This is a genomic window from Amycolatopsis sp. MtRt-6 (genome assembly GCF_017308975.1).
Taxonomy (GTDB): Bacteria; Actinomycetota; Actinomycetes; order Mycobacteriales; family Pseudonocardiaceae; genus Amycolatopsis.
Window position 1 is genome coordinate 1 of sequence record NZ_JADWPD010000013.1, and the last position, 15556, is coordinate 15556.

Annotated in this window: 8 protein-coding genes; 6 read left to right on the forward strand and 2 right to left on the reverse strand. The window is 66.6% G+C overall.

Going from position 1 to position 15556, the window contains the following annotated elements; translation table 11 throughout:
• The first annotated feature begins 714 nt into the window (after positions 1-714).
• On the forward strand, positions 715-2016 hold the full coding sequence (locus I4Q55_RS22245; RefSeq protein ID WP_242546514.1) for a DUF4041 domain-containing protein: 1302 nt from the start codon (positions 715-717) through the stop codon (positions 2014-2016).
• Between the two features lie 59 nt (positions 2017-2075).
• Positions 2076-3383, forward strand: coding sequence for a ribosomal protein L7/L12 (locus I4Q55_RS50600; protein ID WP_307793278.1), 1308 nt, complete (start codon positions 2076-2078; stop codon positions 3381-3383).
• Positions 3384-3791: 408 nt separating this feature from the next.
• Here the strand turns inward: I4Q55_RS50600 and I4Q55_RS22255 are convergent, their stop codons facing one another.
• Both I4Q55_RS22255 and I4Q55_RS22260 read right to left on the reverse strand, forming a co-directional pair.
• Entirely contained in the window at positions 3792-4562 is a 771-nt protein-coding gene (locus tag I4Q55_RS22255; RefSeq protein ID WP_206790247.1) for a DUF2637 domain-containing protein, read from the reverse strand.
• Positions 4563-5158: 596 nt separating this feature from the next.
• Positions 5159-5380 (reverse strand): hypothetical protein, encoded by a 222-nt coding sequence (locus I4Q55_RS22260; RefSeq protein WP_206790248.1) that lies wholly within the window; start codon positions 5378-5380, stop codon positions 5159-5161.
• A 159-nt stretch (positions 5381-5539) separates the two neighbouring features.
• Here I4Q55_RS22260 and I4Q55_RS22265 point away from each other — a divergent pair, with 159 nt between their 5' ends.
• The 4 genes from I4Q55_RS22265 (at position 5540) to I4Q55_RS22280 (ending at position 15322) form a co-directional block, all read left to right on the forward strand.
• On the forward strand, positions 5540-6040 hold the full coding sequence (locus tag I4Q55_RS22265) for a hypothetical protein (RefSeq protein ID WP_206790249.1): 501 nt from the start codon (positions 5540-5542) through the stop codon (positions 6038-6040).
• A 15-nt stretch (positions 6041-6055) separates the two neighbouring features.
• Positions 6056-6412 (forward strand): hypothetical protein, encoded by a 357-nt coding sequence (locus I4Q55_RS22270; RefSeq protein ID WP_206790250.1) that lies wholly within the window; start codon positions 6056-6058, stop codon positions 6410-6412.
• Between the two features lie 379 nt (positions 6413-6791).
• Positions 6792-10865: an NACHT domain-containing NTPase gene (locus I4Q55_RS22275; RefSeq protein ID WP_206790251.1), complete on the forward strand. Its 4074-nt coding sequence runs from the start codon at positions 6792-6794 to the stop codon at positions 10863-10865.
• 1133 nt (positions 10866-11998) lie between these two features.
• Positions 11999-15322 carry a hypothetical protein gene (locus tag I4Q55_RS22280; RefSeq protein WP_206790252.1) on the forward strand — a complete coding sequence of 1108 codons (3324 nt, stop codon included), beginning with the start codon at positions 11999-12001 and terminating at the stop codon, positions 15320-15322.
• Positions 15323-15556 lie beyond the last annotated feature (234 nt).

Genomic DNA, 15556 nt, shown 5'->3' on the forward strand with positions numbered 1-15556 from the left:
CCACCGCAAACGCCGCCAACGGGGGCTGGGCAAGCTCACCCCAGTCGAGTTTGAGACCATCTACACCCCCGCAGTGGCGGCCTGAGAAACAGTCAGCTCCGGTGTCAACCGAAGTCTGGGCAGACCCGACCATCTACACCCCCGCAGTGGCGGCCTGAGAAACAGTCAGCTCCGGTGTCAACCGAAGTCTGGGCAGACCCCATTGCCGCGATCCGCGACAGCTCCAGCCACAGCGGTGCCGGCGGCTTCGTGGTTCCCAATGAGCTATCGCCTGCCTGCGCTCGGTCCAGCAGGTAGTCAGGGCAAGTTACAGGTCGTTGACGCGTGGCTTTAGAGCCGTGTAACGCAGGTTGGCGAAGCCGCGACTCCTGCTGTGATCGTTAACAGCGGGAGGGACGCGGCATGGCATACAGGTTCAATCCGCCACCGAATTGGCCGGCCGTTCCCTCCGGATGGACACCTCCGCCCGGTTGGCAGCCACCAGCCGACTGGCCCGCACCGCCGAAATTCTGGCAGCTGTGGACACTCGAGCCTGAGCCGCAGCCCCAAGCAGCACCAGCCCAAGCGTCGCCTGGTCCCGCGGCGTCGAGCAAGCCCGGACTGTTCGGCTCACGGAAACGGGTTCGAGAGCTCGAGGCCGAGCTCAGCGCGGAGACCGCCAAGTTTCAACAGGCGGAATCCCAAGTTCGTGAACTTAGTGCACACAACGCTTCGTTGAGCGCGAAACTGGCGAGTCTCGACGCCCGGTACGCCGAGCTCCGAGGCAAGGACGCGCTGGAGGCGGAGCGGGAAGTCCGGCAAATGCGCCGAACTCTCGCCGGCCTCCAGCAGGAAGCGCAGAAGCAACGTGACGCCCAGGCGCAGAGCCGGGTGGACGCCGAGACGGAACTGGCTGCGGTCCGACAGCAGATCGAGGAGGCAGCGAAGAAACTTGACTCACTGCGCAGCCAGATCGTCGTGACTGAGGAGATCACGCTGCTGCAGGAGGCCGGCATTTACGAGTTCCGGCACCGGCTCGCCGACGCTGTGGCCTACAAGGCAGCGCTGCAGCGCCTGAAGGACTCCATCAAGATCTCCGCCAAGAACAACCACGCGATCACCGCGAGCACCGACTGGACGGTTAACGGCTCCGCCGTCGAAGGCCAGCGCATGGTCCGAGACTTCTCCAAGCTGATGCTGCGCGCCTACAATGCCGAAGCAGACAACTGCGTGAGGTCCATGCGCCCCTACCGCCTCGACTCCGCCAAGGACCGTCTGACCAAGACCCGCGAGGTCATCTCCCGCCTGGGCAAGACCATGAACATCAACATCTCCCCCAGCTATCACAGACTGCGCCTCGAAGAACTCGAACTCACCGCCGACCACCTCGCGAAGGTCGAAGAGGAAAAGGAACGCATCCGAGCCGAACGGGAGCGCCAACGGGACGAGCAGCAGGCTCAACGGGAGTTCGAGCGCGAAAAGGCGAGACTGGCGAAGGAAGAGGCACATTGGCGCAACGCCCTGCAGAAGTGGGCCGAGTCCGGTGACGAGCAGCAGGCCGGGGCGGCACGGGCGAAACTGGACGAGATCGGTGACGCGATCAGAGGCGTCGAGGAGCGCGAAGCGAACATCCGCACCGGGTGGGTCTACGTGATCTCCAACGTCGGATCCTTCGGCGACGGTGTCGTCAAGATCGGATTGACCCGGCGGCTCGATCCTCTCGAGCGCGTACGCGAACTGGGAGACGCCTCGGTTCCGTTCAGGTTCGATGTCCACGCCAAGATCTTCGACGCCGACGCGGTGAGCTTGGAAACGCGGCTGCACCAGCACCTCGCCGATCGGCGTGTCAACCGGGTCAATCTCAGGCGTGAGTTCTTCTACGCCACCCCGTCCGAGATCCTCACGATCCTCGAAGACATGGGTTTGAAGGACAACCTCGTCGACTACGTCGAGGAGCCCGAAGCGCAGGAGTGGCGTTCCAGTCGGCAGTTGGCCCGCGACACTGACCTGCCGGCCGTCTCCGCGACGGTTGTGTAGCCGGCAACCACACAATCAGCGAGGTACAAATGGGTTTCTCTGTCAAGCTAGCTCCTGGCGTGCGGATCAGAGCCTCGAGCCGAGGGCTGCGTGCCAGTGTCGGACCACGCGCCGCGCGAGTCCACGTCGGCGGCGGCCGCGCGGGCTTCTCGACCGGCGTCGGCCCAGTGGGGTTCTACACATCGCTCGGTACCAGTCGTCGGACACCCTCCCGCAGACCTTCCACGGCATCGTCCTCCAGGTCGCTCGCCGCCGCGGTCAAAGCCCAACAAGCCGAAGCGCTGGCGTCGGCACTGCAAGCCATTCTCGCGCTGCATCGACCCGAATTCCCCGAAGCTCAACGTCCGGCCGCTCCGCAGCCGGCGGCACCGGACGAACACACGATCCTCGCCAAACATCGAAAGGCCAGCTTGTCGGGCATCAGCGTGTTCGCGCGGACAGCACGCCGGCAGGCCAAGGCAACGGCTGGGCAGGCCGCACAGGCCGAACTGGCTGCCCTTCGCGAGGAGAACCGCCTACTCCACGAGCAGTGGCAGGCCGAACTCGACGGGCTCTGGCAACGGTTGCTCGACAACGATCCAGACATCGTCCTCGGCACGCTGGCCGAGGCCTTTGAGGACAACGATGCGGCCGCTGCGCCGATCGGAGTGGAAGCAGGTGAAGCTTCCATCGTCGTCCTGGTGCCGAACACGTCCGCAGTACCCGAGCGTCGTCCCACAACGACGGCCGCGGGGAACCTCTCATTGAAGAAGCTGACCAAGCGCGAGCTTGCCGACCTCTACAAGCTGATGGTCTGCGGCTACGTTCTGACGACCGTCAGAGAGGCGTTCGCGGTCGCACCGGGGCTGCGCAGCCAGCGCATCATCGCGGTACGCAATACCGCACCCGACGCCTACGGACAGATACATGCCGAAGCGATTCTCGCCGCTCGATTCTCCCGAGAATCGCTGGACGGCGTCCAATGGGACGTCGCCGACGCGGCGGCGATCGTTAACGACGCGAGCGATGAACTCCGGGTAAAGACGACCGGCCCGAGCCAGCAACTCACCGCACTGTCCATGTCCGCGGAGCCAGACATCGCCGCCGTGATCGCCGCCGTGAACCTCGACGAGTTCCAAGAGCAGCAAAGCCCAATCAATAACACCGACAACTTCGAAGTCATCCTCGCTAACCCCGGTCGGAGAAAGATCGAAGTGATCAAGCTCGTCCGCGAGTGCGTGGACGGACTCGGGCTCCGGGAGGCGAAGGAGTTCGTCGAATCGACGCCACGGCCACTGCTCAATCACGTCAGCCATGCGCAGGCGCAAAGCGTCAAGGCCAAGCTCGAGCGCGCAGGCGCGGAAGTCGTCGTTGTCAATAGCGCCTAGAACCGGTTGGATGTCGCCGACTACACAACGAACACCAGGACATCAAACCGAGAAGGCGATCGCTCGGACATCGCTGCGTCGATGGCTACAACGTGCCCACAGCGGCCTGACTGGCGGATTTGCTCGGCCCTCAACTCCCAGAGAATCCGATGCCCGCAGCTGTGCGTGCAACCACCACCACTCAACATCCGTTGCTCGTCATTGGCTCAGAGTTCTCCGTGCTCGGCTGGGATACCGAGACACGCCGTCAAAAGTCTCGTCACCTGCCTCCATCTCGGGCGCTTGGCTACTCGTTCGGCAACGACGATGGAGTTCTCGGAGCCAGTCTCGCGAGACCGTCGCATGAGCGCATCGTTCAACCTCGTCCCGCATCCCTCGATACCCGCCAGGAGGTCAAGAGCACCACTCCTAACCAGCGGGTTGCAGTTCCTTCTGGCTATCTCGTGACAGGGCATCGCCGCCTCCGACGAGCTGCTGCGGGTCGACTTCAGTGAACATCACATCGCACTCATCATCACAGCGACCGGCCGTACGCCAGCGCCGCAGGACGCGACGTCCGTAGTTGTTCGTCCCGGCAACCCGATCAAGGTCAGCTCCGGTCGGAGTCCGCCCCGCAGCCCGTTCCGCGACGTAAAACGCCCACATCCGCTCTTCAGCAGATTCCGCGGGCGAAGACAAAGTCCCAGTATTGACCGGAGCAAGTACAGGTGAACGCTCGGATAGGACAGCGATCTGGCCCGCCTCATTGGGGTCAGAATCGGCCCGCTGCTTGCCGTTTCGGTGCCGCTTCAGCGCCCTGTTGAGCAACTCGACAGCCAGCAGCAGAGCCAGTGGCGGGCAAGCCGCGACCACGATCGAGAACACCGTCAACCGCGGCGCGGATCCAATGTTCGCGCACAACGACAGCGAGATACCGAACCCGAAAGCCGTCCAAGCCGCCCACCGTCCACCGCCACGCCGGCCATCGTTCGGCTTCCACAGCTCCACCGTCGCCGTCGTCAGCAGACCATCGACGATCAGTGGCCAGATCGCCGCGGTCGACTCATCAGCACCGAAGCGCAACGCGAACTCGCGACCATGCCGGTACGACGCATAGGCCGCGCCCAACGCGACCAAGGTCGTACACACACATTGCACCCACAGTGACGCCTGCTCACTGTCCGACTTCAACGACGTCACGAGGTGCCACCTCGACGACGTCGATCGATCTCAACCGAACCGCAAATCTGCAGCTCACGGCACCTTTGACCCCGTGAGGTTGCTGCGTGAATCGCGCCGGGGGCACCGAGATTTCCCAGGTCAGCGCCGTATTTCCCGTCGAAGCAGCGACTCAGCGGACGTGTTTACCCAGGTCAAGCCGTGTGAGTTCGAATCAGACTGTCACAATGAACCCTTCGACGACGACGCGCACGTCGGGTCACTCGCCTTCGGCCTGCTCCGGCTCATTCCTGCGGAGCGTACGAGGAGCACCGCAGCCTGATCGCCGGGTCCGGCGATCAGGCTCGTACCGGACGTCGTGAATGTGCTGCTAAGCGGCGATGTAGGTACCTCGCCAGCGGATGTCCCCGCCCTCTTGCTCGTCCATCTCGGCCGCGAAGTCCAGCAGCACCTTGGCGCCGCGCGTTCCGACGCCGTCGGCACGCGCACCGTGCAGGTTACTGAGCGCAACAGCATTACGCGGCGCGCTGACAGCGAGTGCGGCTTTCGTGCGTGAGGCGATGTAGCATCGGACGATCTTGTTTGTGGTCAGCGAGACAAAGGCGCCGATGAGACAGTTAGTGTCCTGGTCGCACCCGGGTCAGCGCCGTTTCCGGCCCGCTCTCGTCAACCACGCCCGGACGTCGCCGCGCGGTGGCATGGGCGAGATAGCCGACCTCGCTGCCGCGGGATAGCTGCACTCGGTGATCGTCCTGAAGCGGATTTGGACGAAGCTGCGGCAGGAACGTCTTCGCGACGCTGTCCGGGTGGTGGCCACCTTCATCGGTGAAGGGGGCCATTTCCGGAGCCGAGCGCGGTGACGACGTCCGCGGTCCCGGAACGCCTCGGGCGGGGCAGACGGCGCGCGAACTGCGCATGGTCCCGCTCCCGAGGAGCCGCTCTCAGGTCTTCAAGGTCTCCGTCGTAACGAATGGCGTTCACGCCGCGACCCAGTCCCCGTGACGGAGACCGATGGCGGCGACAGGAACCTCTGGGAGCGCAGCAAGGCGGCGGCGGACCGGAGCAAGCGGGAGAAGTCCGACGACACCGAAGTCCGGGTAATCGAGATGCACGAGCGCTCCCGCATGCTGCTCGGCGATTGGGCGGACAAGCTGGACCTCGCCCTCACCGACATCACCCCCGTCCACCATCCGGCAACACCCGAGAGGTGGAATGCGGGGGCGACCAAGGAACGCATCGAGACGACCTTCTCCTGCGAGGGCAGGCAGTTCACGGCCATCTACGACGGCTTGTTCCACGTGCACTTGCTCGGCAATCCGGCGAACACCGCCATTCAAATCGGTGAAGCCATCGCCAAGATCGAAAAGTCCGAAAAGCGCGTCGAAGCGGCGAAGCGTGCCAAGCGGGCGCACGCGGAAAACCGCCGCAGAAACCTGCGCTACGGCGGCATCATCGGCGCAGCCACCGTCATCGTGGCCGTCGCAGCGACGCTGATCTAGCAGGCTGCCACCAGCTTGCCGATCGAATATTCCTCCGGAGAAAAGCCCGATCGACGGCCGTGTCAGGCCGCGAGCTGCAGCGAGGACGGCAACTTCCACTGGTTCACCGAAAGCTTCAGCACCACCTTCACCACGACGGACGATGACACATTCCGCAGCACGCTCAGCTCGGGGTCACTCTGCGATCTGAAGTCCCGCTGGGAGATCACCTTGGACGGCGTTCCCTGGCGCAGCGGACACTTCGGGCAAGCGGGGCCGTCGATCGACCTGGACGTCCCGCTTCGAGGAGTGCGTGAGGTCAAGCTGGTCGCCACGGCGCCACCGCGTGCACAGAACTGCTTTCCCGAGATTTCCTGGCTCGCCAGAGACTGACGCCGGGCAGTCGATCGGCCGCGCCAGGGCCGAGGCGGCTTCGCACGGTCGCGCGTCTGGCGTAGTCTCCGGCGATACGCCGCGACCGTGAGGATCTTTCCAACTTCGGTGACAATATCAGTCCGATGATTATCGTGAACAGGACTATATCCGTCCTTTCCGGCCGCGGCTGTCCGCGAGGCAGTTTCATGACGGAAGGAGGGCAAAACCGACCCAACGTCACTGCCCGGAATAAACTCCCGCAACCCGCTGCAGCGATCACCAGTTCAGGCGACTTGACAACCTGTATCGCCAAAGTCTTGAGACCGCGAGACGGTCACGACGTAGTGCGTCGCCGAGCATCGACCTGCTCGTCGTCGTGGTCTGGAATACTGACCCGGTGGGTTATGACCTCGACCGGTGTGGACCGCACGTTTTCCAGCGGATGGCGCAGGCGTTGTGCAGTGCCGCGCTGGGGCCGGGCGTCCGGGCGATGGGTCCTGGCCCGGACGGCGGCCGGGACGCGACGTTCGACGGGCCGGTGCCACTGAGTTCACACGGTTCAGCGTGGTCGGGTTACGGCGTCGTGCAGGTCAAGCACAAAGCGAGCACCGGCGTGCGCCGGGTCGATGCGAGCTGGCTCATCGACGAAATCCGCGGTGAGCTCACCCCATGGCGGCAAGGCAAGCGCCGGAGCCGGAAGCCGGAACTGTACCTGCTCGTGACGAACGTGCGGCTGACCGCGGTCCCCGGCTCAGGGGGTCTCGACCGGGTCGACCGCGAGCTCGAAGAATTCCGGCAAGCACTCGGCATGCGTGGTTTCCTGGTCTGGGACGGCGAGACGATCGATGCGCTGCTCGACGCGCATCCTCAGGTGCGCCGGACGTATTCCGCCTGGGTGACAGCCAGCGACGTCCTGACAGCGGCACTGGAGCGGTTCGGCTCGCCCGGCGAGGGCATTGCCGAAGCGCTGCCCGCGGCGATCAGCAAGGAGCTGCTCGCCCGGCGCTCGGCCCGGCTGGACGAAGCCGGCGACGGCGGCGAGCACGCCGTGCCGCTGGCTTCGGTCTTCGTGGATATGCCCGCTCTCGCGCACACGCTCGACCAGACTCGTACGGTCTGGCTGACCTCCCACGACCAAGTCCCGGCCGACCATGACGAGCAGCCGCAACTGGTACCCGACGTAGCTGGTACCGAAGCCGAGGTCGAGGCGGCCGCCGGGGAGGTAGCGCTCGACGCCCTGCTGAGTCCCTGGGGAACAACTGCCCCGCTGGCCGATGAGAGCGATCTTGAGAACTTGACCCTGGACGAACAGCTGCTCCGTGACTTGGTCGACGCGCAAGGCACCGTCGAGACCCCGGCACTGGGCATTCTGCTCGCAGCCGGCAACCTCGTGCTGTCGGGTGATTCCGCTTCGAACCGACACAACCCCTCGCAGTGGGTAGTGGTCGGTGGTCCTGGACAGGGCAAGAGCACCATCGGGCAGTTCCTCTGCCAGCTCTACCGGGCTCACCTGCTCGCCGGGTTGCCCATCGCCCGCGCCATGCCCGAACTGGGTGCGGCGGTGCGAGCGCTGATGACCACGGCAGACGCGGAAAACCTTCCGCCGGTGCGAGCGCAGCGGTGGCCCCTGCACATCCCGCTCGCCGCCTTCGGCGACGCGCTCACGGACGGGGCCGCCACCAGCATCTTCGACTTCGCCGCGAACCGCCTCGCTGACTACCACCGCCCCGGAACGGTCGATGCGCACGATCTTCGAAGCTGGCTGCACGCCACGCCGTGGTGCGTCGTGTTTGACGGGCTCGATGAAGTGTCCGCCCCGGCCATCCGGGACCAGGTGCTCAAGGCGATCACCGACTTCCGGGTCGAAATCGCTTCGGCCGGCGCCGACGTACTGCTCGTGGCCACCACCCGGCCCCAGGGGTACAACGACGAGTTCGGGCCTGGTCTGTTCCACCACCTCCGCCTGCAACCCCTCCCGGCGCCCGTCGCGGAGCGCTACGCCACGCGGCTGGTCGAAGCTCGCTACAACGCCGACCCGGCCGGCGGAGCGAGCCTGCTCAAGCGAGTCCGAGCCGCCTTGGCCGAAACCAGCCCCGCCACCACGTGGCTGATGCGGTCCCCGCTGCAGGTGACCATCATGACGATGCTGCTCTCCCAGATCGGGGAAGCGCCGACGGATCGGGCCGGCCTCTTCAGCGAGTACTACGACACCATCTACCGCCGGGAACTCGGGAAGAACCTCACGACCAGCCGGCTGCTGCGCGAACACCGTCACGTCATCGACGCTCTCCACAACCAGATCGGGCTGCTCCTCCAGGCCCGCGGCGCGGTGGGCGCCACCACTGGATCGCAGATCGCACTCAGCACTGTGGTCCGGCTGCTGTGGGAAATCCTCGCCGACGAAGGATTCACGCCAGAAGAAACGACCGAACTCGCGAGCCGGCTGCGCGACACCACCACCGAACGCCTGGTGTTCCTGGTGGGCGCCACTGCGGACTCAGTCGCCTTCGAACTGCGCTCGCTGCAGGAGTACTGCGCCGCCCGCGCTCTCCTGGACGGGCCGGACCACCTCTTGCTACCTCGGCTGGCCGTCATCGCCGGAAGCTCCCATTGGCGGAACACGCTGTCCCTCGCCTGCGGGCTGGTGTTCACCCGCCGCCGGTCCTCGCGTGACCTGATCATCACGTTCTGCCACGACCTCGACAGCACCGACGTCGCCTCCTCGGCGCCTGCGGCGTGGGTGGATCCAGCGACCGGGGAAATCCTCGCCGATGCAGTCCAGCCCGGCGTTCTCGGCGGCCGGACCACCAGGGCGGGCGCTGAGCTGGCCGCGACTTTGCTCGCCGATGGCGTCGCCTACAGCCAGCCCCGCTACCGCAATCACCTGCTCTCCATTGCTCACGGGCTGTTCGATCGCACCGACAGCCTCGCGGTCAAGACACTCCTCGAGCTGGCAGCACGCGCCGACCTTCGCGCCGGTATCCGTGCCGCGGCCGTTGACGTCCTCCACAGCGCTGAACCGTCGCGACGCCTGACCGCGCTGTATTCGCTGTTCGTCCAAGGCAGCCTTGTCGATGATCACGAGGCTGATGTCATCCTGAGCAGCCACCTCGCCGGTACGCAGCTCGCCGTCCGCCAGGAGTACGTGCTGCAGGCCTTGGCGGCCGATCTGCGGCTGATCGTCCGGCGCCTAGCCACCGACCTCCTGCAAATTCCGCTGGCGGAGCTCATCCACGCCGTCACGACGCTGGATCGACCATTCACCGGCTCGATGCAGCGCTTGGACGATGGTGCGGCATCACTCGTGCTCAACACCCTCGCGCGATTCGGGCGCGCGGAAACTCTCCAGGAGCAGCTGCCGCTCGAGCCCGGGCCCACCACGACCGACCTAGATTGGATGCCAGCCGACGGTTGGCGTCATATCTCGACGAGCAGCACCAACAGATTGGCCACCGGCAGGGGATGGAGCTGGCTGCGATCAGCAATCGACTACGCGCGCAAACCCACCCGCCACCACCTGCGGGCCGCGGTCGAAGCGGTGGACAGCGCCGACCTAGACGACACCATGCTCGCCTGGGTCCTGTCCTGCCTCCCGTGGCCCGTCACCGCCCTGCACGGCCACCGCGAAGATCCCGCACACCATCCTCGCGACCTCCTGTCCACCTCGCCCAGGGCGATCCGGACGATCGAACGGGAATGGGCCACGGGTATCGAGCTCGCGGATCTCCTGGCCCCGCACGCCGACGGATCCTTTCCCATTGCTGCGAGCCGGGTTCCCGGGGAATTCAGCGAGGAAGCTCCCCGCGCCCATCCGATCCACACTCACGAACACCTCGAAGCCGTGCTCGAAGCTGGCCGTGCTTTGCGCGACACCCCGTGCGGCGCTCACGTCTCGCGCCGAGCGCTGTGGCTGTTGCAGCAGATACCACCGTGCACTCCACCGGAGCTGCTCGCCGGCGACCCAGCCCGTCGCGCGCTGGCGGCTCTGCGCCAGCACGCCATCCACATCGACCGGTGCGGGGTCGGCTGGATACCCGCGCTGGCCGTCGACCCAGGGCACGGCATCGACCTCGAATGCCTCGGCAGGCGAACGACGTTCCTGACCGTCGCTGGCACCACCGCTCCGTGCTGCGAATCCCCGGTGCAGTGGACCGTCGACACGCTGGCAGCCGACTGCGTTCGCGATCCACACCGGAACTGGGGCGTCGGACGCCTCGCCGAAGCTCTTCACGACCTGGTGCCCGGCCACCTCATCGAAGCCGCCGGGACAATCGCCGGACCGCACGGCTCCACGGGTCGACGTCTTGTTCGGCCTCGCCCTCCGCGCGGACATGTCGCAAGTCGCCGTCGACAAGCTCGATCCGGCCTGGTTTCACCACCCCCTGCGGAGCACCACCGTCGCCAGGATGCTCGCGATTCCCGAGTTCACGTTGGCTTTGAGCCGGCACACCGACCCCACGGTCCGGGTTGAAGCTCACGCCGCGTTGCAGCGGCACCAGGTGAGCGAAGGCAAAGATCTGCTCGACCCGACCACCCTCAGGTTGCTTCGGCTACCGCCGCTGCAGGGCTACAACACTGGATGCTGAGCCCTGTAAGCACGGTTCGCGACCCGCCGATGAGCGTCCGGTGCGAGGCGCCCAAGCCGGAAGCCGGGCGCAGCTTGGTGCCACCGGTAATCGGCACGGCTCCACTCTCGGCCGACAGAACTGTGGCCCGCGTCGGCGAGGCGACCTCGTTGCTCATGTATCGTTGTCCACACCTTTGGGTGACGTTGAGTGCACATTACCGGGCGTGTTAACCCAAGCGGGTGCCGCAGCAGCACTTAACACCACCCGTCGTGGCTTGCCCGCAGTTGAATCGGCACGCAACCACCCCGGATCGACGCCCGACATCGGTCGGATACCACCCGCACGACCAGGAACAGGGTTGCGTAACGTGCCTGGTCAGGATCACCGGCGGCCAACAGCTCCAGAAATGGCGCCAGAATCGCGAGGAAGGGTGGGCCAGAACCGAGCGCTGCTGAGCGGGTTGGGAGAACCCTTCCCGAATCGCGCCTGGTGAAGAACCGGAGCTGGACGGTCCAGCCTGGCCGCCGCTCGATCCGCAGTGGAATTTCCCGGCGATTCACCGATGTGGCCGTCGACGAACACAGCGTCGCGCACGCCTTCGACTTCCACCTCGTGTCGAACTATACTTTTCTGCGCCCCGCTCGTTTCAGCGCTCGCGCAGCGGCGCTTAGCCGCCCCTCTTGCGCACAAGCCGAAGGACGGCGAGGGAGCGCCGCGACCGGCGCTCGTCACGGCCGAAGAGCACTGTGAGCGAGGCCAGGACAACGACGACGGCGTCCGTGGCACGGCGGAGGGCTGCCGCGACCACGATCGGGATCGGAACCGCAGCGAGGACTTCGGCGAAAGTGGACATCGATGAGGCTCCTTGGCAGCTCGCGTGGACTGTGACGGCGACCAGGCAACCGCGGATCTTGCCGCTAGCGGTGTTGTCCACCGTTGTCCGTGAGTTGTCTGGCTGGCGTAGCGGCCTGGCCAGGAGCAATATCGACAGCGAAGGCCTCGAGGCCGGACAGCTGGACAACGCGGGGAGGCAGTGATGGCCCGGTCGGCGGACGAGCAAGCGCCGGGTGACCATCTGACAACGTTCTTCCAACGCGTCCGCGACGAGAACGGTGCGAAGTCGCTCCGGCAGATCGGCGCCGCGATGCTTCTCGACCACGTCCGGGTCTCGAAACTGCTGAAAGGCACAGCACTGCCGGTCTCGGTGGAGCAAGCCCGCGATCTCGCCCGCGCCCTTGGCGGCGGCACGGACGAGCAGGACACCGCCGAGCGGTTGTTCCGGGCAGCCAAGGACGTGACGGCGCAAGCCCGCCTTCACTCGGTCGAGCGATGGCGGCCGAGCCGGCTCGGGGTGCACCGGGCGATTTCCATCGCCGGCGCCGATGGCTTGCCCGACCTGACGCCGTATGTTGAACGCCCGCACGACCGACGGCTTCGCGGCCTTCTGAGCAACCTGGAGCAGCCGTTGTTCGCGGTGCTGGTCGGTGAGTCCTGCACGGGCAAGACGCGAGCGATGCTCGAAGCCGTGCGGGCCTGCTTACCGACGTGGCCGATCGTGCGGCCCACGGGCCCGGCCGACCTGGTGCGCGCGTCACGCACGGTCACGGCGCGGTCGGTCCTGTGGCTCAACGAAACGCAGCACTACTTGGACGGTGGCCGGGACGAAGTCGTCGACGCGCTGCTCCGCGTGCTCGACTCGGCCGAGCCGGTGGTGGTCCTTGGGTCGATGTGGCGAGCCGGGCAGTGGGATCGGTTCACTCGTCGCGGAGCCACCGAATCGCCACGGCTGCGAGACCTCCTGCTCGAGGAAGCAGTGCGCATCGATGTCGCGACGGATTTCAGCGATCCGGTCGCTGCCGGGCACCTCGCCAAGCAGACCGATCCCCGACTGGTCCGCGCTCGGAAGACGTCGTATCGGGGACGCGTCATCCAGGTTCTCGCGGGCGGCCGCGACCTCACCGATCGCTACGACGGCGCTGCGGCTGCCGACAGCTTCTGGCGAGCGCTCGTGACAGCCGCGATGGACGCGAACCGGCTCGGTGTGCCAGGCCTGATCGATGAGGAGTTCCTTAGGGAGGCCGCCGTCGCCTACCTCTCGCCAGCGGAACGTGTGACCGAAGACGGCAGACTCCCCCGGGCCCTCCTTGAGGCCCGCACGCCGAACGACTTCGGCATCTCCGCGTTCGCCGCCGAACGGCACCGGCCCGGCACTGGCCCAGCCGACCACTACGCGCTGCACGACTTCCTCGCTCAACACGGTCACACGACCCGCGCTCACCTGCCGATTCCCGGCCCTGTCTGGGACGTGTTGCGCAATCACGCGCACCACCAGCGGCACCTCGAGGCGCTGGGAAAGCAGGCCGTAGAGCGAGGTCTGTACGGCCTGGCCGGTGAGTTCTACCGCCGCGCGGCAGGGCAGGGCAGCTTCGATGCCGCCGATCGCCTTGCCGACCTCCTGGAAGCGTCCAGCGACGACGCGAAGATCACCGCGTTCACGCTCGCCGCCGAAGGTGGCGATCCCGCGTCGATGGAGTACCTCGCGGACGAGCTCCGCGCAGCGGACCGGAAGCAGGACGCGTATCGCTGGCTCGCGCGCGCCGCGGACGCCGGCAGTATCAGAGCGCCATACAACTTGGCCGTTTGGTATGACGAAGACGGTGATTCCGACACGGCGGAGAAGGTTCTCGCCATGGCGATCGGGCGCGCGGACGCCGAAGACGATGTCTCCCTCGAATGTGCATTGCTGGCTCGGCTGCTGGCCGATCGCGGGGAGACCGACGCCTCAATCGACGTCTGGCGATCGTGCGGGGACGTGGCGACGGCGGCCTGCGAGATCGCCGACCTGCTCGAAGAAGCCGGCCGAGTCGACGAGGCCGTCTCTTCGCTCCGCGAAACCCTCGCAGCGGACTTGGCGTCCGAAGAACACGAAACGGTGCTCGAGCGCCTGCTGAGTCTGCTGGCCGAGGACGGTCGTCACGACGAGATCGGCGCGGTGGTGCGCGAGGCAGCCCGGTCACCGGATCGCCGGGTCCGAGTACGAGCGGCGGAGCTACTCGGCAAACGAGGTGACTGGTCGGGCGCTGCCGCCTCGTGGCAGGCCGACGCGGACCGAGGCGATCCGGCCGCACAGCTCGCCCTCGCCAACGCGCTGGTCCAGCTCGACCGGACGGATGAAGCGGAAACGTGGCTCCGCCGTGCCTCCACGTCCGGCGACCTCACGGCCGCCAGCCGCCTCGGCGCCCTTCTCCATGCTGAGGGCCGGACCGCGGAAGCCGTACTCCTGTGGGGGAAGACCGTGCTCCCGGACGGCCCCTGGGCAACCCTGCCGACATGGTGGGCCCTCCGTGAACTCAAGAAGGCTGCACGGACGGATGAAGCGCTTGCCTGGCTCGAGCACGCACTCCGAGCGAGCGACCGGACGGCCTTCTGGATCCACGACCTCACGTTGTGGCTCGGGCGGTGCAACCGTCTCGAAGAGGCGGTCCGGCTCTGGCAGCCATTGGCCGAAGCCGGCGACACGCACGCCGCCCGGGTGCTCGCTGACCTGCTTGCTCAGGGACAACGGCGCGACGAAGCGAGGCAGTGGCGGGAGTGGGCGGCCGCCCGTGGCGACGCGATGGCGGTCGCCGAACTCGTCGCCGACAGCGGCGACGAGCCCGCGGAATGGCTGGCTTCCGCCGCGGAGCACGGCAGCCTGCTCGCGATGTCTCGGCTCGCCGAGACCTTGCGCGGCGCCGGCCGCTTCGACGAAGCGAAGGTCTGGCAGGACCGAGCGGCCGACGCGGGAGTCCCGGCCGCACTGCGACTGTTCGCCGACGAAGCCGACGCAGAAGAGGACACCGCGATGGCGTTGAGCTGGGCCCGCCGATCCGTCGAAGCTGATTTGTCAGCCTGGCACAACGCGTCTCGGGCAGGTGGCTTCTTTGTCGGCTTGGACCCCGGGATCGCCCACCAAGCCCGCAGCGGGGGCCGCGCCGAAGAGTGGCTTCCCCGCGCGGAAACCGGTGACGTAGAAGCGATGTGGCTGCTGAGCCACGCATTGGCCGACGTCGGACTCCCCCGGCAGGCCGAGACCTGGCGCCAGCGTGCGTGTGAGACACCTGAAGCGCTCGCGCGTTGGCGTGAGCGCGCCGAGAACGGCAGCGAGCTCGCGGTCCGCCGCTTGGCCGAACTCCTGGTGGAGCGCGGCCAGGACGCCGAAGCGGAGCGGTGGCTGCGCCGAGCCGTGGAGTGCGGTGACACCCCGGCTCTGGTGCGGCTCGCGGAAGTGCTCCGGGGTGTCGGCCGCGCAGCCGAAGCGGACGCGATGCTCCGCTTCGGTCTCACTCCCGGCGGCGACACCGCGACGGGGATCGAGTAGTCTCCGCAGCGGCGAGCGGCTTTCGCTGCGATCAGGGCGAGCAGACCGGTGCAGCCGCTCCGGACGGGTAGAGCAACGTCTTGAGCAAGCCACACCCGAACAACGTCACGGCCGCAACTGCGTGCCCTTCGAGCCCGTCAGGCCACCTCGAGAAGCGCCTGTCCTCGTATGAGCTGGGTCGTCACACGCAGCCCGGACCGGACGACACAATCCGGCAGTTGCGAGCCCGAGGGG